Consider the following 20,401-nt stretch of genomic DNA (forward strand, 5'->3'; position numbering starts at 1 on the left):
TATTCTTTTTAAACACCGGATCTTGATTTGGTCATTGCAATTTTTCAGTTCCACTGTTCCGTTAAACCCTGTAAGGACTGAATGGCTTCAGCCACAGACTCTGCCTCGACTGCATCTTCTAAAGCCAAAATCAGGGCAGTTGATAACTGCAAGTTTTCAATACGACGAATAGTTTCAGTTTTACGTTTTTGGTCTGCCATTTAATTTTCCTTCGCTTTGATTTAACTTGAAAAGCATTATAAAAATTTTATATTAATTTGAGAAACCGAATAATTTTATATTATTGATTCGTTAAAACGATTTATGTCTGTTTTTTAAAGAATTTAAGGATAAAAAAAGAGCATCATCCGTAAATGTGCTCTTTCGGGATCTAATGAACGATCTTAATAGGCATAGTTCAGATCAGTATAGTCACTTAGGGATTTCTGTACATGTGCCTGAATAAAAGTACGCACATCTTCTGCTGTCATTGCTTTGCCCTGATTGCTGATCACATGTTCAATTTCAGGCTGACCTTCGATCTTGATGCGATAGACAAAGTGTTTCGCTACCTGATAACGATCGCCCAGCTTTTCGATACCCGTCACATAATGATAGGAATGTTCAAAATTCAGATCGGTATGGGAAAAGACAAACTGGTCAAACAGTTTCAGTTTTTGACCATTTTCGAGTGCCTGAATGTCATCGACAATGCTGGCATCAAACTTCATGCCGTATTTTTCAGAGATCGGCTGCTGATCGACCAGCAGAGAGACCATGCCATCTTCCAAAGTCGTCACGGTGATGTTGTTTAAGTCAGTCATGTTGCACTCAAATAAAAATCTGTTGGCGCTAGTATAGGGGAATTTGTAGCGAACTGAATAAAGACAGTATTGCAGAGATAAGAAAGGTCTGGCTGATTCAGTCTGAAATCTGGATGAATTGGGCAGAAGAATAGCCAGCTGTCAAATGGACCTTATCTTTATAGAGTTTAAAAACAAAAAGCCAATGCGGACATTGGCTTTTAAATAGGCGTCAATTAAAGCTTAATCTTGAGCATCAATACTTTGACCATTCATATGCAAGCTATCTTCACCCATCAGGTACAGATAGGCTGGCATGATGGAATCCGGTGTCGGTAAGGTTTTCGGATCTTCATTCGGATAAGCCTTGGCACGCATTGCGGTACGTGTAGCGCCTGGATTGATACAGTTAAAACGGATATTCGAATTGACCCGTTCTTTGGCAAATAACTGGCTCACTGCTTCAATGGCAATTTTTGAAACTGAATAAGCGCCCCAGCATTCCCGGGCTTCACGACCTACGCCGGAACTGGCAAAGACCACAGAAGCATGTTTGGATTTTTCCAGCAGGGGTAACAGGGCTTGGGTAATCACAAAAGGCGCACGAAGGTTAACCGCCATGACATCATCCCAGACATTAACCGGATAATCTGCCAGTGGCACTCGCTCGCCTAAAATACCGGCATTATGCAAAATCCCGTCCAGACGGCCAAACTGACGATCGAGCGTGTCGAGCAATAATTCATAATCACGTTCAGAGGCGCTAGATAACTGCAATGGGAGAATGGCAGGTTGCGGCGCACCTAAGCTTTCAATCTCGTCATAAATGACTTCAAGCTTGTTTAAGGTACGCCCGTGCAGAACTACAGTTGCCCCATGCAGGGCATAGCTGATTGCTGCTGCACGACCAATGCCATCGCCCGCACCCGTGATCAGGATGATACGATCTTTTAACAGATCGGGGCGAGGTTGATATTCTGAATACTTCATTATCTACCTCCTCATTATTATTGTTAAGTGTCTTCAGTAGTTTCAGGAATCAAGACAGGACACTTGGCTCGCTCAAGACCAGTTTTTGAATGTGCTGGTGTAACTCGTTCACTGTATTCACTATATAGTCGGCTTGCCAGGCTGTTAAGTCATCTTTGTATTGCAGTGGTAAATAACCGTATGCTGCCAGTATGGTATACATCTTGGCATTGCGGCCAGCATCAATATCACGTGGATGGTCCCCGACATAGATGCAGTCCTCTGCAGCCAGCTGTAACTGCTGGGCAGCCAGATACATCGGCTCCGGATCTGGCTTGGTTCGGGTCACATCTTCCGGACAGACCAGTACGGCACAGCGTTCGGTCAGGTTTAAAGCTTTGAGTAAAGCTTCACTCAACCAGCGCGGTTTATTGGTCACGATTCCCCAAGGGATATCATTTTCCTCTAATTCTTCAAGTAAAGGATACATTCCGCTGAACAGGTCGGTATCTACTGCAATATCTGCACCATACATATCCAGAAAACGCTGGCGATGATCCAAGAAAACCGGATCTTCCAGTTGTAGTTCCGGATAGACCAATTTGACCATAGCGCGGGCACCTTCTGAAACCTGGGTACGGATCAGATCAGCTTCAACCACTTCACGGCCGGCTTCGCGGCACATATGCTGGATAATCCGGATAAAGTCAGCCGCAGTATCAATTAAAGTACCATCTAGGTCGAATAGAACCGCCTTCATTGGGCAGCCTCTTGCGCACTTTCTTTAACGGTATACACCATATAGTTCACGTCAACATTCGGTGCCAGCCAGTAACGCTTGGTCAGCGGGTTATAATGCAGGCCAGTCATATCTTTCAGTTTTAAACCGGCATTACGGATGTCGTGCGCCAACTCAGAAGGCTTGATGAATTTGCTGTAATCATGTGTACCTTTGGCCAGCATACGCAGGATATATTCTGCACCAATGATCGCGAACAGATAAGATTTTGGATTACGGTTAATGGTCGAGAAGAAGACATGACCACCTGGTTTGGCCAGTTTATAACAGGCCTGAATAATAGAGGCTGGATCAGGTACATGTTCCAGCATTTCCATACAGGTAACCACATCGTATTGACCGGCTTGCTCTTCTGCCAGCTGTTCTACCGGAATCTGACGGTATTCAATATTGCTAACATCTTCCTGCTCAGCATGGATGCGTGCCACATTCAGTGGCGCTTCGCCCATATCAATGCCCAGCACCTGAGCGCCACGGCGCGCCATGCTTTCTGACAGGATGCCCCCGCCACAGCCCACATCCAGCACTTTCTTGCCGCTCAAGCCACCAGCATGTTCATCAATCCAGTTGAGACGTAGCGGATTGATCATATGCAATGGGCGGAACTCGGAATGCTGATCCCACCATATAGCTGCAAATGCTTCAAACTTGGCAATTTCTTGTGGATCAACATTCAATTGCGACATCGGTGTTACCTCAATCAGTCGTGATTATTTAAAATTTAAGTTCGCCCAGAGGCGGTATAAACAGATTTAACTTCTTGTAAATCAGTACACTTGTTTAGTGTAGCGATTCTGGAAAAAAAAGCGATAAAAGCTGTAAAAAAGTTCACAGAATAAAAACGAAACCGGCATAATTACTTTATAGTGAAGCCATAAATTAGACATAATGATTTAGAGGACGATAATCCCAATGAAAAAATTTATTTTAGGCACTGTAGCCGCATCTGTTTTGGCATTTTCTGGCAGTGCAATGGCCGCCAACTTTGTAGCAGGTCAAGACTATCAAGTCCTGGCGAATCCAGTAAAAGTTGAAAAGCCGGGGAAAATTGAAGTCCGTGAATTCTTCTGGTATGGCTGTGGTCACTGCTATTCTCTTGAACCACACATGCAAAGCTGGTTAAAAAAATTGCCTAAAGATGTACGTTTCGTGCGTACCCCAGCCGCGATGAATCCACTATGGGAACAGGCAGCTCGTGCGTATTATGTGTCTGAAGCTCTAGGTGTTCGTCAAAAAGCGCATTTGCAGCTATTTCATGATATCCATGCGAAGAAACAGCCAATTCTGGAGCAGGCTCAATTGGCCAAGTTCTATACCCGTTATGGTATTTCTGAAGCGAAATTTAATACCACTTATAAATCATTCCCGATTTCTTCAAAAATCGCACAGGCCAAAAATCTGGCTGCGACTTATCAGTTAAGCGGCGTACCAGCGGTAACCGTAAATGGTAAGTATGTAGTTCAGGGCGATGATGCCAAAGTGGTTCAAGTGGTGAATTATCTGGTTGAAAAAGAGCGTAAAGCTAAATAACACCAGATCTGCATGAATCTAAAAACCCGCAGCTGTATGCGGGTTTTTTTATGTCAGGATAAAATTGAATTGTGAAATAGATTTCACTCAGATGAGACCTCAGGTTTGAGATAAAATTCCACGAAATAACAGTTCTAACTGCTTTAGGCTTTGCGCTTTGAAGTCATTTATCCGAGTTTGTCGCAGTTCGGGATCAGGCTGTGCCTGAAGCTGAATCCAGCCCATAGCCCAGTTTAATGCGAGAGGAACTAAGATCTGTGCCAGTGCGGTTAATTCGGCTGGAGAAGGAGATTGCTGGACGGCTGGAATCTGTTCCAGGGTATGCCTTAAATCTTGGGTCAGATAATGAATTTCCCGCTCAATCCCTTGTCTGAGAATGATAGAACCGCCCCAACGTTCGGCACTCACAAATGTCCAGGCTTCGGGATGTGCATCAACTGCCTGAAAAAACAGTTCGATCTTGGCTGAAAGCTCATCAAGAGAAAAATCTGCAGGTCCTAACTGATTCAGCACACCTTTGAGATGAATTGAAACCTGATCCAGAAGTTCTAGTCCCAACTGATCCATATTCTGAAAGTGTCGATAAAATGCGGCAGGTACTAGTCCGACTTCATGAGTGATTTCGCGCAGGCTGATGCTGCTAAAGGCATGGCCACGGCTGCTCAATGCCAAGGTAGCATCGAGGAGGGCCTGACGGCTTTGTTGCTTGCGTTCTTCACGTAAAGACATAGGGATTTTCCTTCGGCAGATCTGCAGTTTAGCAAAAAACACCTGTCTATCGCAGTAGCCCCAATGGACTGAAAAATCTATACAAGCAAGGCGTGTCCAGTGATTTTGTAAATGATCTGTCCTCTGTTCCAATCTTGGCGGAGGCTTCTGTTATACTGAGCCGCAATTATTTTTAGTCAACAGCAGGACCTATTATGCGTATCGACCAACGAGCATTAGATCAATTACGTGAAGTGAAAATTACCCGTAACTATACACGTTATGCGGAAGGTTCCGTATTGGTTGAATTTGGTCATACCAAAGTGCTGTGTACTGCCAGTGTGGACAGCTCTGTACCACGTTTCCTGAAAGGTCAGGGCCAAGGCTGGGTAACAGCAGAATACGGCATGCTGCCACGTTCAACACATACCCGTAGTGATCGTGAAGCTGCTCGCGGCAAACAAAGTGGCCGTACTCAGGAAATCCAGCGTCTGATCGGTCGTAGCCTACGTTCAATGGTCGACCTGAAAAAACTTGGTGAAAATACCATTACCATTGACTGTGACGTGATCCAGGCAGATGGTGGTACCCGTACTGCATCAATTACGGGTGCAGCCGTAGCATTGATTGATGCCATGAACGTATTGCTTGAGAAAAAGAAAATTAAACAGGACCCACTTAAAGGTCTGGTAGCAGCCATTTCTGTAGGTATTTTTAAAGATGAAGTCTTGCTGGATCTTTGCTATGAAGAAGATTCAAACTGTCAGACTGACTTGAATGTCGTGATGACTCAGGCAGGTGAATTTATTGAAATCCAAGGTACTGCTGAAGATAAGCCATTTACCCGTGAGCAATGCAATGACATGCTGGCCATGGCTGAAAAAGGGATTCAGGAACTGATCAAGAAACAGCAAGAAGCTTTGGGCTGGTAAGCTTTTCAAGTTGTAAAAAACGCATCTTCGGATGCGTTTTTTATTGTACCTACACATTGCCTGACAAAAAATGAACAGGATCTGTCTACTGTGTAACCTCTGTTTTAAGCGATGATCTTTTAACCAAATCTCATTCAGAGGGGTATAACATGAAAATATGGTTAATGGCATTTTCAGTATTTGCTGTGCTGGGTTTAACTGCCTGCGATTCGAATTCTCGTGATGAAAACCGCGATGGTGCAAATATGGAACGAGGAAGTGATACCAATTAACAGAGTAGAGGCCATTCAACCTCTATGATTTATATCCTTGAGAATAAGAAAAAGGGTGCTATGGCACCCTTTTTTAATAATAAGACTTTAACCATTAAAACGCATCGACAGGTCAATGGCTTTGACATCTTTGGTTAGTACGCCCATCGAAATATAGTCTACGCCTGTACTCGCCACTTCACGTAAGTTATCAATGGTGATATTGCCTGAGGCTTCCAGTTTACAGCGACCAGCCACATGTTTGACCGCATCAATCATTTGCTGCTGACTGAAATTATCCAGCATCACGATATCAGCCTCGGCTTCTAGGGCCTGATTCAGTTCATCCCAGGTTTCAACTTCTACTTCAACCGGTTTACCCGGTGCAATCTGGTGGGCCATGGCAATCGCCTGGCGAATGCCACCAGCCGCCATAATATGATTTTCTTTAATTAGAAAAGCATCGAATAGGCCCAGACGATGATTCTGACCGCCACCAATAGCGACTGCATATTTTTGAGCAATACGTAAGCCTGGCAGCGTCTTACGGGTATCTAAGAGCTTGGTATTCAAACCGTCCAGCTCTTTGACATAGTTTGCCGTCTTGGTCGCAACTGCAGACAGCGTCTGTACAAAGTTCAGGGCAGGGCGTTCTACAGTCAGCAGACTACGTGCAGAACCGGCCAGTTTTAGAAAAGCTTCATTGGCAGCGACATGATCGCCGTCATTTTTTAGCCAGATCACTTCTACACTCGGATCATAGGCCTGAATCAGAGCATTGACCCAAGGCTGACCAGCAAGAACCATTGCTTCACGGCTAATAATCGTGGCAGTCGCCTGTTCATCTTCAGGAGTCAGCAGGGCAGTAATGTCACCATCGCCAATATCTTCGGAGAGTGCCTGTTGAATATTGATCTGAATCGACTGTTCTAGCAAAGCCTGAGATATGCTCATGAGTATTTCCGTATCTTTTTTAGCCGTGAAAAATTGTGCGTTATCTTAACACCGTTACATTAAAATGAGCGATTTTTCATACAGTCTGCCGGGATGAATTGAGATTTGCCTATGAAAGTTTTAGCATTAAGCCGGCTGCAATCCTGATATTGCAGATTTTATTTTTGTACAGGACAGTTTTATGCAACAGGCAGCTGAGTTTCAAATTCGGGACGGGCAATTGCTCGGGGCGCGCCAGATCCCTTCTCCAAATTTTAATCAGCGGCCTGAACATACCGACATCCAGTTACTGGTGATCCATAACATCAGTCTGCCGCCGTCACAATTTGGTGGTGGCTATATTGAACAGTTTTTTCAGAATCAGCTGGACTGGTCAGTGCATCCGTATTTTCAGACTATTGAAGGCATGCAGGTATCTGCACATCTGCTGATTTTGCGTTCTGGTGAAGTACTGCAGTTTGTGAATTTCAATGACCGAGCCTGGCATGCCGGTCGTTCTAACTATCTGGCCAAAAAAGAATGTAATGATTATTCCATCGGGATTGAACTGGAAGGCAGTGATGACCTGCCGTTTGAACAGGCACAATATGATGCCTTGGTCAAAGTCACCGCCTGTTTGCAAGACTATTATCCAAAAATGCAGCAGCATATTGCCGGACATTCGGATATTGCACCGGGACGTAAAACCGATCCGGGACCATATTTTGACTGGTGTGCTTTTCGTGCCCAGTTACAACATTATAAGAACCCATGACCCTTCAGGAAGTCATGTGATTAAGCAATGAACTTCTTTTGCAAGTTTCATTACAATAGGCCCAAATTAATTATTAGGTGAATAGGATGGCGCTTTGGCGTTCGACCGTAATTGTCAGTGCGATGACCATGTTGTCGCGGGTTCTGGGATTGGTCCGGGATGTGGTTTTACTGAATGTATTCGGTGCCGGTAAAGATTTCGATACCTTCGTGGTGGCATTTCGTATTCCAAACTTTTTCAGACGACTGTTTGCAGAAGGGGCATTCTCCCAAGCCTTTATTCCGGTACTGACTGAATATAAGACCAGTCGCACCCATGCAGAAGTGCAGATCCTGATCAGCCGGGTCTTTGGCTGTCTGGCTACCTTCATGACCACCCTGACCATGATTGCCATCATTGCCGCACCGGTGATCATGTATATCTATGCGCCAGGGTTTCATGGCGATGAAGCAAAGTTTGCGCTGGCCACAGACATGTTCCGCCTGACCATTCCCTACCTGCTGTTTATGTCACTGACGGCTTTTGCCAGCAGTATTCTGAACAGTTATGGCTCTTTCAGTACGCCAGCCTTTGCTCCGGTTTTATTGAATATTGCCATGATTGCCGGTGCGCTCTGGCTCACGCCTTTTATGGCAGAGCCGATTATGGCGCTAGGTTGGGCCGTCGTCATTGCCGGGATTTTGCAGCTGGCAATCCAGATTCCAGAGTTATGGCGTAAAAACCTGCTGATTCCACCGAAAGTGGACTTCAAGCATGAAGGGGTGGATCGCATCATGAAACTGATGCTACCCGCTTTGTTTGGTGTATCTGTCACCCAGATTAACCTGTTACTGAATACGGTTTGGGCTTCTTTCATGCAGGACGGTTCAGTGTCGTGGTTATATAGTGCTGAACGCATGACCGAGTTGCCATTGGGTCTGATTGGCGTGGCAATTGGTACCGTGATTCTGCCGTCTTTATCCACACAGCATACGGAAAAGAATCCGGAAAAATTCCGCGGTATGATGGATTGGGCAGCAAAAGTCATCGTGCTGGTGGGTCTACCAGCCAGTATTGCCTTGTTCATGCTGTCAACACCGATTATTCAGGCATTATTTGAACGCGGACAGTTCACTTTTGAAGATACCCAGATGACGGCGCTGGCATTGCAATGTATGAGTGGCGGTGTGATTGCTTTTATGCTGATTAAAGTCTTTGCTCCCGGCTTCTATGCCCAGCAGGATACTCGTACACCGGTACGCGTCGGTTTAATGGCAGTAGCAGCCAATGCGATTCTGAACGTGATCTTTATTGGTTTCTTTAAGCTGATTCATTGGGAAGCGGAGCATATGGCACTGGCACTGGCTTCGACCGGTTCAGCCATGGTCAATGCGGGTCTGCTGTATTTTTATCTGCATCAACGCAATATTTTCCGTTTTGGGGCACACTGGAAAAAAATCTTTATGCAATTCATGTTTGCCAATGTGGTGATGATTGCAGCCTTGGCCTATGCACTGAGCTGGTACAATGGTGATGTATCACAGTGGATGCGTGTACTGGAAGTGCTGATTTTATGTGTGGTAGGAGTCGTGGCGTATTTGGCCGCATTGGTCGCTGCTGGTTTCAGACCACGCCATATCAAACCGTAATTCATTTTGGGCGCATAAAAAAACAAGAGCCAAATGGCTCTTGTTTTTTCTGTAGGAAACTTTTCCTTAAGCAGAACTCAGTCGCTAGACCTTGCCGCGAGAAAGGAAACCAACAATGGCAAGAATAACGGCAATCACCAATAAGATAATTGCGAAATCCTTAGATAAGCCTGCTACTCCACCGAAACCAAGTAGACTGGCAATCAAGGCAATCACAGCAAAAATAATAGCCCAGCGAAACATATCAATTCTCCATGTGTTTTTATTCTCAAATCCAGTATAGGAATATTCGATTTTGGGCACTGTTAGTGTTTTGTTGATGTACTGTCTCTGATTTAACAATAGTTTACGTGATATTAATAAGATTCACGTCCCTACATTTCCTTTGTTGAGACTTGGTATAATAAGCTGATTTTTACCATAGCCGTTTTGATTATGTCTGATGCCTTACGTCCATACTTCTGGAAAAAATATAGTCTCACTGAGCTGACGCCAGAAGAATGGGAAGCGCTTTGTGACGGTTGTGGGCTTTGCTGCCTGATCAAGCTGGAAGATGAAGACACCCACGAAGTCGCCTATACCAAAGTGGCTTGCAAATTACTGGACTGCAAAACTGCCCGCTGTTCGGATTATCCGAACCGGCTGCAATATGTGCCGGATTGTATCCAGCTGACACCTGAGAAACTGGACACTATTCACTGGTTACCCTCAAGCTGTGCTTATCGCCGAGTTGCTGAAGGGAAAAGCCTGCCATCCTGGCATTATCTGAAGACGGGTTCACGACAAAGCGTGATTCAGGCCAAAAAATCCGCTGCTGGTCGCTGCTTAAGTGAAGTCGATATTGATGAAGATGAAATTGATGAATATATCGTGCGCTGGGTGCGCTAATGATTAGCGCAATCCAACCCCGTCAAATGATTAAATAAAAAAATTAAGCTGCCTGTTGTAGCAGTTGCTGTGCTGAAGACCCGGACATAGGACGATAAAAATAAAAACCTTGTCCGATCTGGCAATCACAATTGATCAGCGTGTCCAGTTGTTCAGTATTTTCAATGCCTTCGACCAATACATCCAGAGAAATACTGGAACCAATCTGGGTAATGGCTTTGACAATGGCCAGCGCAGACGGATCATTGTTCATGCGTTCTACAAAGTTGCGATCAATCTTGATGCAGTCGACCGGATATTCCTGCAAACGGGTCAGGGAAGAATGACCGGTACCGAAGTCATCCAGAGAAATATGAATTCCATGTTTTTTCAGCAGGTTCAGTGCCCGGATCACATAATTGGCTCCGCCTTCAGACAAGCTCTGCTCGGTAATTTCCAGCTCAACCTTATGCGCAGGAATATCGAATCGGGACAGACGAGCCAGAAATTTCTCAGCATAGTCATCGCGCAGGAATTCAACTGGAGCTGCATTGATTGAAATTGGCAGAATATCCAGACCTTCGGCCTGCCAGCGGCTCATATCCTCAAAGACTTTTAGCTGCATGGTTTCACTGATGCGTGAAGCCAGGTCATAGTCCTGGAACGCTGAAAAAATATGAGAGGGTAACTGGATCTGATGCTGCTGATCCTGCCAACGCAATAAGGCCTCAAAACCAATCACCTCACCATCGGAGAGACGGACCTTAGGCTGATAATAAGGAATGATCTGGTCGGCATGAATAATCTTGCGTGCCAGCGTCAGTTGTTTGGTCATGTTTTCCAGTGACCGGAACATCTCCTGATTAAACATGCGAATCCCGCCACGACCACTATTTTTCAGATCATTCAGGGCAATATCGGCACATTTCAGCAGGTTGGAACTATTCTGGGCATCACGCGGATAAACGGTACAACCAATACTCATACCGATACTCATGCGATGGCCGACATAACTCACTGGTTGTTCTAGTTGAGCATAGGCCAGTTGTGCGGTGTTAATCAGCTGGGCTTCGTTTTCCAAATTTTTGACCAGAATGGCAAACTCATCTCCGCCCAGACGGGCAACGACTATATTGTTGGAGCCAAAACAGGCCTGAAAACGCTTGCCCAAGACATGCAACAAATGATCTCCGGCAATATGACTCAGGGTGTCATTGATATGCCGGAAATAGTCCAGATCGATCAGGAGCAGGCCAACCATCATTTGCTGTTGCTTGGCTTTTAGCAGCACCTGTTTAAAGGTCTTATAAAAAGCATTGCGGTTATACAGTCCGGTCAGCTCATCACGCTGAATTACGGCTTTTAAACGGCTTTCGGCTATTTTTTGCTGACTGATATTACGTGAAACACACAGAATATTTTGGGGAATATTATTTTCGTCCAATACCGGAGTCAGCAAATGATCCCAATATTCTGGGTTCTCATTCTCCGTCTGAGCTTTTTCTACAAAACGGCTATTTAAGCCTTGAGCAGCCTGTTTTAAAGCGCGTTGTCCGGTTTTTTTAACCTCGGCTGGTAACAGGCTTAACCATGAATGCGGGGCAGGCTGCTGTTCAGGATCAATCCCTAACTTATGACAGGCTGACTGATTGATATGACGGATCTCGCCTTGTGGAGACATCACTTTAATACAGTCGACACTGGCATCCAGCATGTTTTTCTGGGTAGAAATGACCTGAGACAGTTGTTGCTGAATCTCAAAATATTCATGGATGTCTGTCAGTGATACCGACCATTGCAGCAGATGTTCCGCGGTATGCTGAAACTTGATGGCCAAGGCACACATACGGTAGCTGGAATCAGCCGATTTAATCCGGCACTGGGTATTAAAGCCTTGTTGCTGATTCAGGGCAGCATGCCATTGCTTAGAAAACGCTGGTTGATCATCTGCATGAATCAGGCTTTGCCATTCTTTAGGACCATATTTACTTAAATTGGTGCCTAAATAATCCGAAAGTGCCTGATTAAAATATTCAATATTATCTTTGCCCAGCACCCAGAGTGGATGTGGCACATCATTGATCAGATCCTGTAATAATCTGTATTTTGCCTGTTGCTCATTAGAAGATTGTATCGAGGTTGAAATAAGCGACTCAGCGCATTCTGCAGTTGTTCGTCTAGATTTATTATGCTTCATGCATCCCCACCGATACCACCCAAAGAGCATCCAATCAGTTGCTCAAGTCCATTCTAATTAATATGAGACAATGTGAAATTTACAAGGTTATTCACCTGTAATTAATCATGTTCTATTTATCTACTTTTCATAAGATTAATCCATTCATTGTAAAAAAAATAGAGCTTTCTTACATAAATTAAATTTTTCTCATAAATGTTTGAAATATTGGAATCAAAACTACCGGTGTTAGAATGAAAGCAGAATTTAATTTGAGCCAATAATAAGATGCCAGACAGTCATATCCCGCTTCCAGAACGCTTGCGGCCTCGCGACCTTACAGAAATTATCGGGCAGGATCACTTGCTTGGAGAGAATGCACCTCTACGTCAGATGATTGACCAGGGGCATTTACCATCGATTATCTTCTGGGGGCCACCTGGAGTAGGTAAAACCACAATTGCCTTGCTACTTGCCCAAGCGGTGGACCGGCCATTTATCAGCCTGTCTGCACTTAATACTGGTGTGAAGGAGTTGCGTGAAGTCATTGCAGAAAGTGGTGATCTGCTGACGCCCGTGGTGTTTATTGACGAGATTCACCGTTTTAATAAATCCCAGCAGGATGCACTGCTGAATGCCGTCGAAAAAGGCAAAATTACCTTGATTGGTGCGACGACGGAAAATCCATCTTTTGAAGTCAACAGTGCCTTGCTGTCACGTTGTCAGGTTTATACCTTGAATGCACTGAGTGATGAAGCGATTCAGACTTTACTGACTCAGGCGATTCAGACTGACAAATTCCTGCAGGAACGCTATATCCAGATTGAAGAATTTGACGCCTTATTGCAGTTTGCCGCTGGGGATGCGCGTAAGGCCCTCAATTTGCTGGATCTGATTGCCAGTACCTTTGAGGCTGACCAGGAAAATATCATTACCAATGCGATTGTGGTCAAAGTCGCACAGCAGAATATTGCCCGTTATGACAAATCTGGCGAACAGCACTATGATCTGGTTTCGGCCTTCATCAAGTCGATTCGTGGCAGTGATCCGGATGCTGCCCTGTACTGGATGGCGCGTATGCTCAAAGGTGGTGAAGATCCGGTCTTTATTGCCCGCCGTATGCTGATTGCAGCATCAGAAGATATTGGCAATTCCAATCCGAATGCCTTGTTGCTGGCGGGCGAATGCTTCCGCTCAGTTCAAGCGATTGGCATGCCGGAATGCCGGATTATTCTGGGACAATGTGCGGTTTACCTGGCGACTAGTGCCAAAAGTAATAGTACCTATCTGGCGATTAACAAGGCGATGGATCTGGCTGAAAAAACGGCCAATTTACCAGTGCCTTTACATTTGCGTAATGCACCGACCAAGTTGATGAAAGAGCAGGGCTATGGGGTAAATTATCTGTATCCGCATAACTATCCGGAACATTTTGTTTTGCAAGATTACCTGCCGCCTGAGCTGAAAGGCACCAAACTGTACGAATCGGCACGTAATAAGCGTGAGGTAGAAGGCGAACGTCTGCAACAACGTCGCTGGCAGCAGGAACAACAGCAGCAGTAAACAAAAAAAAGCCCAATTCAAGGAGAATTGGGCTGAAATAGGATGTCTTGGGGGAGATACATCCTAGAGGGTAAGGGTATAAATCTGGTCAGCAACATCAGATGGATTGCATCTGCTGAGGATGTTGCCGGGATGCAGTAATATTAAGACATGCATTGGATAATGTAAAAACGATCATTTTTATTAATAAAATTCATTTTTTCGATCATAAAATTAGACAATAAAAAACCGGGCTATTAACCCGGTTCTTTGAAGCACTATTAGTGCTTAGATATCTTCAAGATTGATACCTAAACGTGCTGCAACTTCTTCGTACGCTTCAACCACGCCGCCTAGGCCTTGACGGAAACGGTCTTTATCCAGTTTTTTCTTGGTGTCTTTATCCCATAGACGGCAACCGTCTGGAGAGAATTCGTCACCCAATACGATACGGTCGTGGAACACACCAAATTCAAGTTTAAAGTCAACCAGAAGCATATTACCCGCTTCGAATAATGCTTTAAGCACATCGTTCACTTGGTAAGTCAGTTCTTTCATTTTTGCCAGTTGTTCAGCAGTCGCCCAACCTAAAGCAATCGCTTGAGATTCGTTCACCATTGGATCGCCTAGCGCGTCATCCTTGAAGAACAATTCGAATGTTGGAGGCGTTAACTCTTTACCTTCTTCTACACCCAAACGACGGCATAAAGAACCTGCAGCATAGTTACGTACCACACATTCTACTGGAATCATTTTAAGTTTTTTCACCAGCACTTCAGTCGGTGTCAGCAGTTTCTCAAAATGAGTTTCAATACCAGCAGCAGCCAGCTTTTCCATAATGAAGGCGTTAAAACGGTTATTCACCTTACCTTTACGATCCAGTTGTTCGATTTTTTCGCCATTGAATGCGGACGCATCGTCACGAAAAACTAAAATCAGGTGGTCTTCACTGTCCGTGGTATAGACAGATTTCGCTTTACCAGTATAGAGCAAGGTTTGTTTTAACATGAGGGAACCTTCTACAAAAAAAAATGCCTAGAAAATGTCTAGGCTGGCCAATTTTGGTAAATCTGGTTTAACAGTTCTGCTGCTTTTTCGCGGTCGGCAAAACTGTTATCGGGATTAAACACAGCCAGGGTGTTACTCGAACCTGCGGGAGAGAGTCTTAAAACATAGGTTTGCTGATCGATCTGAATCGCTACTTCATAACGATCTTTATTTTGACCAACGATAGAATGGTTAAGGCTGCTAAGCGTGGCAAGAGTGTATTGCCATATTGTAGCAGCATTTCCATCAATTTTGAGCAGCGGATTTTGATTTCCGTCAGTGACTAATTGCGGCTTTCCTGAAAAATTTTCTTGAGTTTCATCTGCTTGAGTTGAATTTACTGGCTGTGCAGTAGGGCGTGGCATCGCAAAGCGGTTACCACGCTGATTTTCAAGTTTTGGTGCATTTTCCAGGGCAAGCGGATCCACTGTCGGAGCAGGGTACAAAGGCGTTGCAGGACGAACCATTGACCCTTCAGGATATTGTAATGGTTGCAGCGTGGTTGTTTCTTTATAGTCCAAGGTACCGTTTTTAAAGGCCATTGAACTACAACCTGCTAAACTGAATACTGAAAGTGCCAGGGTAAGTCCTAAACGTAATTGCATAATCGTTGCTCTTTATTTAATGACGCTCGCTTCTACAAGTGCCTCATGAAGCGGAGCGCGATATTGTTCTGCAAGTGGTGTTAATGGAAGGCGAATACCTGTACCAATTAAGCCCATATCATGGAGAGCCCATTTCACAGGAATTGGGTTTGATTCGCAAAATAGAATATTGTGTAAATTTGCAACCTGAGCATTGAGCTCTTCAGCACGTGCCGCATCGCCTGCAATGGCAGCAGCACATACTTCACTCATGACTTTTGGTGCAACGTTGGCAGTCACAGAAATATTGCCTTTGGCACCATGACCCATTAACTCATAGGCAGTTGCATCATCACCTGAGTAAACAGTCATATTTTTACCTGCCAGGCCTTCAATCAGGGCAGCACCACGGGCTACATCACCTGTTGCATCTTTAATGCCTACGATCTGTGGAATATCTGCCAGACGAATCACGGTTTCGTTGGCCATATCTACGCCAGTACGACCTGGAACGTTATAAAGAATTTGAGGTAGGTCAACCGCTTCAGCAATCGCTTTATAATGCTGGTATAGACCTTCCTGAGTCGGTTTGTTGTAGTAAGGAGTAACCAGCAGGGCAGCATCAGCGCCAAGTTCTTTGGCTTCCTGAGTCAGCTCGATTGCTTCACGAGTCGAGTTTGCGCCTGTACCGGCAATGATAGGAATACGTTTGTTGGCAACACGAATGATTTCTTTGATCACTTGAGTGTGCTCGCTCATGCTGAGCGTTGATGCTTCACCAGTAGTACCAACCGCGACAATGCTGTTAGTGCCTTCTGCAATATGCCACTCAACCAGCTTCTCGAGACCCTTCCAATCTACGCTGCCATCTTCAAACATGGGGGTGACGATTGCGACAATGGAACCCTGAATGGTCTGTGCTTGCTGAGTCATTTTAAAAAACTATCCTATTTGTCCATCCGAAGAGAATGAGAAAACATATTTGGGATGGGTTTGTATTTTGATTTGTAGCAAATTCAATAGATTTGCACTGAATTGAATATTGCTTATGCAAATTATGACTGATCAAACGCATAAGAACAATATGCTTTAGTAAAAGCCACTGAATTCTTTATACAAAGCCTCTAGGCAACAATCAAGTTTTAATCGTTATGATTTTTTGCTGTCCAAATCATCCTTTATCCTCCAGCAGGATGAAAGCTAATGAATTCATTTTTTCAGGAAAAAATACAAAGAATAAGTTACTTAAGTGAATTAAATAGATTTAGAAAACATTCTTTTATGGCGTTTTAGGGGAGTATTAATATTTATATTCGATGAATTAAGAGCTAAAATATATCGAACAATAAACCTCATTTATGAGGAATAAAAAGCAAAAATACCTGAACTAATCTTTTTTTCGTATTAGTGATCGGCCCCGAATTTTTCTCACTGTTGAATTTCCGGGTTTGATGTATAAGTCTAAATCCAAAAATACTGGGATTTTAATACTTCTCATTAATTGCTTTTTTGACTTTATCGAACAGCATCTTAAGGTCATCAATTTTCTGGATTTTTCAGTATATCCGAGCAAATTGTTCAACTTATTGGTAGTTAATTCTATTTGAGCGCTCATAGATGATGGCCTCTCTTTTGAACGCTGATTGAACAAGGATATTCCAATGGAAAAATCAGACAATAAGCACGCGATCATCACGGTAGGGATCTGCTTTCTGATCGCTGTGATTGAAGGCCTGGATATTCAGGCTGCCGGGATTGCCGCTGCTGGTATTCGTGAGCACTTTGGTCTGGATAGCTCACAATTGGGTGTGTTTTTTAGTGCAGGGATTCTGGGCTTATTGCCTGGTGCACTGGTCGGTGGTCGATTTGCGGACCGTATTGGCCGTAAGAAAGTTTTAATCTGGTCAACCGCAATTTTTGCGCTATTTACCTTATGTACCGTGTGGGTGAACAGTTTCCACAGTTTGCTGGCAGTTCGTTTTCTGGCGGGTGCGGGTCTTGGCGGTGCAATGCCAATCTTAATCACGCTGGCTTCTGAAGCCGTGGCTCCACAAAACCGTGGACGTGCCGTGGGCCTGATGTACTGTGGTATGCCAGTCGGTGCAGCAATCTTGTCTTTAATCGCAGCAACTGAATTCGGTGCAAACTGGAAAAATGTTTTTTACTTAGGTGGCTTATTGCCCATCATTGTGATTCCACTGATGATGTTGTGTCTGCCTGAATCTAAAGAATACATAAAGGCACAAAACAAGACAGCCGCAGAACGTGCAGCATCTCCTCAGGGTTCATTCAAGGATCTGTTTAACTCTGACAACTTGCTTCGTACGCTTTGCATCTGGGTCAGCTACTTCTTCACCCTGATGGTGGTGTACATTATGTTGAGCTGGTTGCCATCATTGTTCATGGAACTGGGCTTCACCCGTAAAGATGGTTCAACTGCACAGTTCTACTTTATGGTGACTGCAACGATTGGTACCGTGATTTTGGGTATGCTGACGGATCGCCTGAAAAAAGCGTATGTCATTCTATTGATGTACGGCGGTATCCTGGCGGGTCTATTAGCGTTGAACGGTGCAAGCTCACTTGAGCAAATGTACATGGCCGCAGCACTGGCAGGTGCCTTTGTGATTGGCTGTCAGGGTGTACTCTATGCCTTCGGTAGTATCGTTTACCCAACTGAAGTACGTGGTACAGGGGTAGGTGTTGCTTCCGCAGTTGGCCGTATCGGCGCCATGCTTGGCCCTGCAATTGCGGGTCAGCTACTGACAGCAGGCTTCGGTGCAGCAGGGGTGATCTCGGCAGCGATTCCATGTATCGTAATCTCTGCGGTATGTATGCTACTCCTGGTCAGCCGTACCAAGGTTTAAAAATAAAAAGATGAATATCCGAAAAGCCTGCACTGATGCAGGCTTTTTATTTTCCAGTATCAGTTCAGCTTAAGACAAATTCTTTCTATGTTTTGGAGAGCAATAGCTTTTACAGTTAACTCATCATGAATTTTATCAGAATGCAGAATCATTCTATTTTTACCTAAAGGACTAAAAATTTTCTTTAGTTTTAGGCTATGCTTGGATGCAAACTCAGATTTCAAGGGATGAAAATGATGCAGAATGCGGCGCTGATTGTAGTGGATGTACAAAAAGGATTTACCCCAGGTGGAAATCTGGCTGTTACCAATGCCGATCAGATTATTCCGAATATCAACCGATTGGGGCAGTACTTTCAGAATATTGTACTGACTCAGGATTGGCATCCGGCAGAGCATATTTCCTTTGCAGACAATCATCCTGCTCAAGCAGCCTATGACACGATTCAGCTGGATTATGGTTCTCAGGTACTCTGGCCGAGTCATTGTGTACAAGGAACTGAAGATGCTGAATTACATCCGGAGCTGAACCTTCCGCAAGCCCAACTGATTATCCGTAAAGGCTTTCATCAAAATATCGACAGTTACTCCGCCTTTATGGAAGCTGATCAAAAAACCAGTACCGGTCTGGCCGGCTATTTACGTGAGCGCGGTATTGATACCGTATTCATCGTGGGTATCGCGACTGATTTTTGTGTGGCCTGGACTGCGATGGATGCCTGCAAACTCGGCTTTAAGGCCTATGTCATTGCGGATGCCACCAAAGGTATAGACCTGAACGGTTCGCTACAACATGCCTGGCAGGACATGCTGGCACAGGGTGTAAAACGGATTTATCTGAAAGATATTATTAATGCTGCCTAAGCGCTGACTTAAGGCGATTAGGGCCATTTGCCATTATGCAATGGTTTGTTTACTTTGAGGCATCCACAGATGCCTTGATTTCTTTTTCATGACACTTGGATTTTCCCATGTCAGCACTTCTTCAATTTAGCCAGTTTGTCCAAAAGACCTTTGCTCTATGGGTCATTCTGTTTTCAGCCATTGCCTTGATGCTGCCGGATCTTTTTGTCTGGTTACGCGCCTATATTCCCTGGATGCTGGGTCTGATCATGTTCGGCATGGGCATGACCATGACGCCAGGTGATTTTAAAAGTATCTTGCAAAGTCCCAAGGCCGTTGCGATTGGGGTCGTGGCTCAGTTTATGGTGATGCCAGGGTTAGCCTTTTTGCTCTGTCAGCTATTCCAGCTTCCGGCTGAAATTGCGATTGGTGTGATTCTGGTAGGCTGCTGTCCAGGTGGTACGGCATCAAATGTGATTACCTATATGGCTAAAGGCAATACAGCCTTGTCTGTGGCGTGTACTTCGGTATCAACTTTATTGGCACCGCTTTTGACTCCGGCAATTTTTTATCTGCTGGCCAGCCAATGGATTGAAATTAATGCCTTATCCATGCTGATTTCGATTCTGCAAGTGGTGCTGTTTCCAATCATTTTAGGTTTGATTGTCCGTGCCCTTCTAAAAACCAGGGTAGAAGGCTATATCCAGGTAATGCCAGTAATTTCGGTGATTGCCATTGTCGCAATTGTGGCGGCAATTATTGCCGGCAGTAAAACCCAGATTCTGGAATCTGGTTTAATGATTTTGGGTCTTGTGGCTTTACACAATGGAATGGGCTATTTACTGGGTTATTGGGCCAGCCGAATATTTAAGTTAGCAGAAATCGATTGTCGCGCGGTTTCGATTGAAGTGGGAATGCAGAATTCCGGTTTAGGGGTAGCTTTGGCTGCGACCCATTTTGCCGCGTCTCCCATTACTGCGGTTCCAAGTGCTATTTTCAGCCTATGGCATAACATTTCTGGACCCGCCTTGGCGACGTACTGGGCCGCCAAAAGTAAGACAATTGAATCTGCATCAGCACAAGATACTTCCGCAGATAGATAACATCCTGACTGCTGAAGATTTTATTTCTCTCATATAAAAAGCCCGATATTCAATCGGGCTTTTTGC

22 protein-coding genes are annotated in these 20,401 nt (G+C 44.6%); 10 read left to right on the plus strand and 12 right to left on the minus strand.

Annotation, left to right across the window (positions count from 1 at the left end; translation table 11 throughout):
* Nucleotides 1-44 precede the first annotated feature (44 nt).
* The 5 genes from FTV25_RS00115 to ubiG all read right to left on the minus strand — a co-directional run bounded on the left by FTV25_RS00115 (nt 45) and on the right by ubiG (nt 3,236).
* Nucleotides 45-200 (minus strand): hypothetical protein, encoded by a 156-nt coding sequence (locus FTV25_RS00115; protein WP_004781372.1) that lies wholly within the window; start codon nt 198-200, stop codon nt 45-47.
* Nucleotides 201-383: 183 nt separating this feature from the next.
* Nucleotides 384-803, minus strand: a complete 420-nt coding sequence (locus tag FTV25_RS00120; protein ID WP_180002558.1) for a hypothetical protein — start codon at nt 801-803, stop codon at nt 384-386.
* A 222-nt stretch (nt 804-1,025) separates the two neighbouring features.
* On the minus strand, nt 1,026-1,772 hold the full coding sequence (locus FTV25_RS00125; protein ID WP_004781375.1) for a YciK family oxidoreductase: 747 nt from the start codon (nt 1,770-1,772) through the stop codon (nt 1,026-1,028).
* Between the two features lie 49 nt (nt 1,773-1,821).
* Nucleotides 1,822-2,511, minus strand: coding sequence for an HAD family hydrolase (locus FTV25_RS00130; protein ID WP_180002559.1), 690 nt, complete (start codon nt 2,509-2,511; stop codon nt 1,822-1,824).
* Nucleotides 2,508-3,236, minus strand: a complete 729-nt coding sequence (gene ubiG / locus FTV25_RS00135) for a bifunctional 2-polyprenyl-6-hydroxyphenol methylase/3-demethylubiquinol 3-O-methyltransferase UbiG (protein WP_034704015.1) — start codon at nt 3,234-3,236, stop codon at nt 2,508-2,510. The genes FTV25_RS00130 and ubiG overlap by 4 nt, the downstream gene beginning before the upstream one ends.
* A 226-nt stretch (nt 3,237-3,462) precedes the next feature.
* On the opposite strand from ubiG, the gene FTV25_RS00140 reads away from it, so the two are divergent.
* Nucleotides 3,463-4,080, plus strand: a complete 618-nt coding sequence (locus FTV25_RS00140) for a thiol:disulfide interchange protein DsbA/DsbL (RefSeq protein WP_004781380.1) — start codon at nt 3,463-3,465, stop codon at nt 4,078-4,080.
* Nucleotides 4,081-4,179: 99 nt separating this feature from the next.
* Here FTV25_RS00140 and FTV25_RS00145 read toward each other — a convergent pair whose 3' ends face one another.
* Entirely contained in the window at nt 4,180-4,809 is a 630-nt protein-coding gene (locus tag FTV25_RS00145) for a TetR family transcriptional regulator (RefSeq protein WP_180002560.1), read from the minus strand.
* Between the two features lie 194 nt (nt 4,810-5,003).
* Here FTV25_RS00145 and rph point away from each other — a divergent pair, with 194 nt between their 5' ends.
* Together rph and FTV25_RS16020 are read left to right on the plus strand one after the other, a co-directional pair.
* Nucleotides 5,004-5,720, plus strand: a complete 717-nt coding sequence (gene rph / locus FTV25_RS00150; protein WP_004781384.1) for a ribonuclease PH — start codon at nt 5,004-5,006, stop codon at nt 5,718-5,720.
* A 149-nt stretch (nt 5,721-5,869) separates the two neighbouring features.
* Nucleotides 5,870-5,992, plus strand: a complete 123-nt coding sequence (locus tag FTV25_RS16020) for a hypothetical protein (protein ID WP_005232802.1) — start codon at nt 5,870-5,872, stop codon at nt 5,990-5,992.
* 87 nt (nt 5,993-6,079) lie between these two features.
* On the opposite strand, the gene nadC is transcribed toward FTV25_RS16020, so the two are convergent.
* The gene (nadC, locus tag FTV25_RS00155) at nt 6,080-6,925 is read right to left on the minus strand and encodes a carboxylating nicotinate-nucleotide diphosphorylase (RefSeq protein ID WP_180002561.1); all 846 of its coding nucleotides are present in this window, start codon (nt 6,923-6,925) and stop codon (nt 6,080-6,082) included.
* Between the two features lie 181 nt (nt 6,926-7,106).
* On the opposite strand from nadC, the gene ampD reads away from it, so the two are divergent.
* Together ampD and murJ are read left to right on the plus strand one after the other, a co-directional pair.
* Entirely contained in the window at nt 7,107-7,679 is a 573-nt protein-coding gene (ampD, locus tag FTV25_RS00160; RefSeq protein ID WP_180002562.1) for a 1,6-anhydro-N-acetylmuramyl-L-alanine amidase AmpD, read from the plus strand.
* A 77-nt stretch (nt 7,680-7,756) separates the two neighbouring features.
* Nucleotides 7,757-9,307: a murein biosynthesis integral membrane protein MurJ gene (murJ, locus tag FTV25_RS00165; RefSeq protein WP_171431246.1), complete on the plus strand. Its 1,551-nt coding sequence runs from the start codon at nt 7,757-7,759 to the stop codon at nt 9,305-9,307.
* 84 nt (nt 9,308-9,391) lie between these two features.
* On the opposite strand, the gene FTV25_RS00170 is transcribed toward murJ, so the two are convergent.
* Complete coding sequence (locus tag FTV25_RS00170) at nt 9,392-9,550, minus strand: DUF1328 domain-containing protein (protein ID WP_004647174.1); 159 nt, start codon at nt 9,548-9,550, stop codon at nt 9,392-9,394.
* Between the two features lie 192 nt (nt 9,551-9,742).
* Here FTV25_RS00170 and FTV25_RS00175 point away from each other — a divergent pair, with 192 nt between their 5' ends.
* Entirely contained in the window at nt 9,743-10,195 is a 453-nt protein-coding gene (locus tag FTV25_RS00175; RefSeq protein WP_004781392.1) for a YcgN family cysteine cluster protein, read from the plus strand.
* A gap of 43 nt (nt 10,196-10,238) precedes the next feature.
* Here the strand turns inward: FTV25_RS00175 and FTV25_RS00180 are convergent, their stop codons facing one another.
* On the minus strand, nt 10,239-12,371 hold the full coding sequence (locus FTV25_RS00180) for a bifunctional diguanylate cyclase/phosphodiesterase (protein ID WP_180002563.1): 2,133 nt from the start codon (nt 12,369-12,371) through the stop codon (nt 10,239-10,241).
* Nucleotides 12,372-12,638: 267 nt separating this feature from the next.
* Between FTV25_RS00180 and FTV25_RS00185 the strand changes: the two genes are divergently transcribed.
* A complete protein-coding gene (locus FTV25_RS00185) occupies nt 12,639-13,913 on the plus strand; it encodes a replication-associated recombination protein A (protein WP_180002564.1) in 1,275 nt (424 codons plus the stop codon).
* A 267-nt stretch (nt 13,914-14,180) separates the two neighbouring features.
* Here FTV25_RS00185 and purC read toward each other — a convergent pair whose 3' ends face one another.
* From purC to dapA, 3 genes are read right to left on the minus strand one after another with little or no spacing between them, the layout of a single operon-like run.
* Nucleotides 14,181-14,900, minus strand: coding sequence for a phosphoribosylaminoimidazolesuccinocarboxamide synthase (gene purC / locus FTV25_RS00190; protein WP_004781395.1), 720 nt, complete (start codon nt 14,898-14,900; stop codon nt 14,181-14,183).
* A gap of 38 nt (nt 14,901-14,938) precedes the next feature.
* Nucleotides 14,939-15,544 carry a lipoprotein-34 precursor (NlpB) gene (locus FTV25_RS00195; RefSeq protein ID WP_104426761.1) on the minus strand — a complete coding sequence of 202 codons (606 nt, stop codon included), beginning with the start codon at nt 15,542-15,544 and terminating at the stop codon, nt 14,939-14,941.
* A 12-nt stretch (nt 15,545-15,556) separates the two neighbouring features.
* On the minus strand, nt 15,557-16,456 hold the full coding sequence (dapA, locus tag FTV25_RS00200) for a 4-hydroxy-tetrahydrodipicolinate synthase (protein ID WP_125278859.1): 900 nt from the start codon (nt 16,454-16,456) through the stop codon (nt 15,557-15,559).
* A gap of 728 nt (nt 16,457-17,184) precedes the next feature.
* On the opposite strand from dapA, the gene mhpT reads away from it, so the two are divergent.
* The 3 genes from mhpT to FTV25_RS00215 all read left to right on the plus strand — a co-directional run bounded on the left by mhpT (nt 17,185) and on the right by FTV25_RS00215 (nt 20,335).
* Nucleotides 17,185-18,390 carry a 3-(3-hydroxy-phenyl)propionate transporter MhpT gene (mhpT, locus tag FTV25_RS00205; RefSeq protein ID WP_180002565.1) on the plus strand — a complete coding sequence of 402 codons (1,206 nt, stop codon included), beginning with the start codon at nt 17,185-17,187 and terminating at the stop codon, nt 18,388-18,390.
* A 233-nt stretch (nt 18,391-18,623) separates the two neighbouring features.
* The gene (gene pncA, locus FTV25_RS00210; RefSeq protein ID WP_180002566.1) at nt 18,624-19,253 is read left to right on the plus strand and encodes a bifunctional nicotinamidase/pyrazinamidase; all 630 of its coding nucleotides are present in this window, start codon (nt 18,624-18,626) and stop codon (nt 19,251-19,253) included.
* A 107-nt stretch (nt 19,254-19,360) separates the two neighbouring features.
* Complete coding sequence (locus FTV25_RS00215) at nt 19,361-20,335, plus strand: bile acid:sodium symporter family protein (RefSeq protein WP_180002567.1); 975 nt, start codon at nt 19,361-19,363, stop codon at nt 20,333-20,335.
* Nucleotides 20,336-20,401 lie beyond the last annotated feature (66 nt).

Source organism: Acinetobacter sp. YH12249 (assembly GCF_013417475.1).
In the GTDB taxonomy this organism is placed as follows: Bacteria; Pseudomonadota; Gammaproteobacteria; order Pseudomonadales; family Moraxellaceae; genus Acinetobacter.

Excerpts from the sequence above, each read along its gene's own strand:
- FTV25_RS00115 (WP_004781372.1), bottom strand. The coding sequence starts at position 200 with ATGGCAGACCAAAAACGTAAAACTGAAACTATTCGTCGTATTGAAAAC.
- FTV25_RS00120 (WP_180002558.1), bottom strand. The coding sequence starts at position 803 with ATGACTGACTTAAACAACATCACCGTGACGACTTTGGAAGATGGCATG.
- FTV25_RS00125 (WP_004781375.1), bottom strand. The coding sequence starts at position 1,772 with ATGAAGTATTCAGAATATCAACCTCGCCCCGATCTGTTAAAAGATCGT.
- FTV25_RS00130 (WP_180002559.1), bottom strand. The coding sequence starts at position 2,511 with ATGAAGGCGGTTCTATTCGACCTAGATGGTACTTTAATTGATACTGCG.
- ubiG (WP_034704015.1), bottom strand. The coding sequence starts at position 3,236 with ATGTCGCAATTGAATGTTGATCCACAAGAAATTGCCAAGTTTGAAGCA.
- FTV25_RS00140 (WP_004781380.1), top strand. The coding sequence starts at position 3,463 with ATGAAAAAATTTATTTTAGGCACTGTAGCCGCATCTGTTTTGGCATTT.
- FTV25_RS00145 (WP_180002560.1), bottom strand. The coding sequence starts at position 4,809 with ATGTCTTTACGTGAAGAACGCAAGCAACAAAGCCGTCAGGCCCTCCTC.
- rph (WP_004781384.1), top strand. The coding sequence starts at position 5,004 with ATGCGTATCGACCAACGAGCATTAGATCAATTACGTGAAGTGAAAATT.
- FTV25_RS16020 (WP_005232802.1), top strand. The coding sequence starts at position 5,870 with ATGAAAATATGGTTAATGGCATTTTCAGTATTTGCTGTGCTGGGTTTA.
- nadC (WP_180002561.1), bottom strand. The coding sequence starts at position 6,925 with ATGAGCATATCTCAGGCTTTGCTAGAACAGTCGATTCAGATCAATATT.
- ampD (WP_180002562.1), top strand. The coding sequence starts at position 7,107 with ATGCAACAGGCAGCTGAGTTTCAAATTCGGGACGGGCAATTGCTCGGG.
- FTV25_RS00170 (WP_004647174.1), bottom strand. The coding sequence starts at position 9,550 with ATGTTTCGCTGGGCTATTATTTTTGCTGTGATTGCCTTGATTGCCAGT.
- FTV25_RS00175 (WP_004781392.1), top strand. The coding sequence starts at position 9,743 with ATGTCTGATGCCTTACGTCCATACTTCTGGAAAAAATATAGTCTCACT.
- FTV25_RS00180 (WP_180002563.1), bottom strand. The coding sequence starts at position 12,371 with ATGAAGCATAATAAATCTAGACGAACAACTGCAGAATGCGCTGAGTCG.
- FTV25_RS00185 (WP_180002564.1), top strand. The coding sequence starts at position 12,639 with ATGCCAGACAGTCATATCCCGCTTCCAGAACGCTTGCGGCCTCGCGAC.
- purC (WP_004781395.1), bottom strand. The coding sequence starts at position 14,900 with ATGTTAAAACAAACCTTGCTCTATACTGGTAAAGCGAAATCTGTCTAT.
- FTV25_RS00195 (WP_104426761.1), bottom strand. The coding sequence starts at position 15,544 with ATGCAATTACGTTTAGGACTTACCCTGGCACTTTCAGTATTCAGTTTA.
- dapA (WP_125278859.1), bottom strand. The coding sequence starts at position 16,456 with ATGACTCAGCAAGCACAGACCATTCAGGGTTCCATTGTCGCAATCGTC.
- mhpT (WP_180002565.1), top strand. The coding sequence starts at position 17,185 with ATGGAAAAATCAGACAATAAGCACGCGATCATCACGGTAGGGATCTGC.
- pncA (WP_180002566.1), top strand. The coding sequence starts at position 18,624 with ATGATGCAGAATGCGGCGCTGATTGTAGTGGATGTACAAAAAGGATTT.
- FTV25_RS00215 (WP_180002567.1), top strand. The coding sequence starts at position 19,361 with ATGTCAGCACTTCTTCAATTTAGCCAGTTTGTCCAAAAGACCTTTGCT.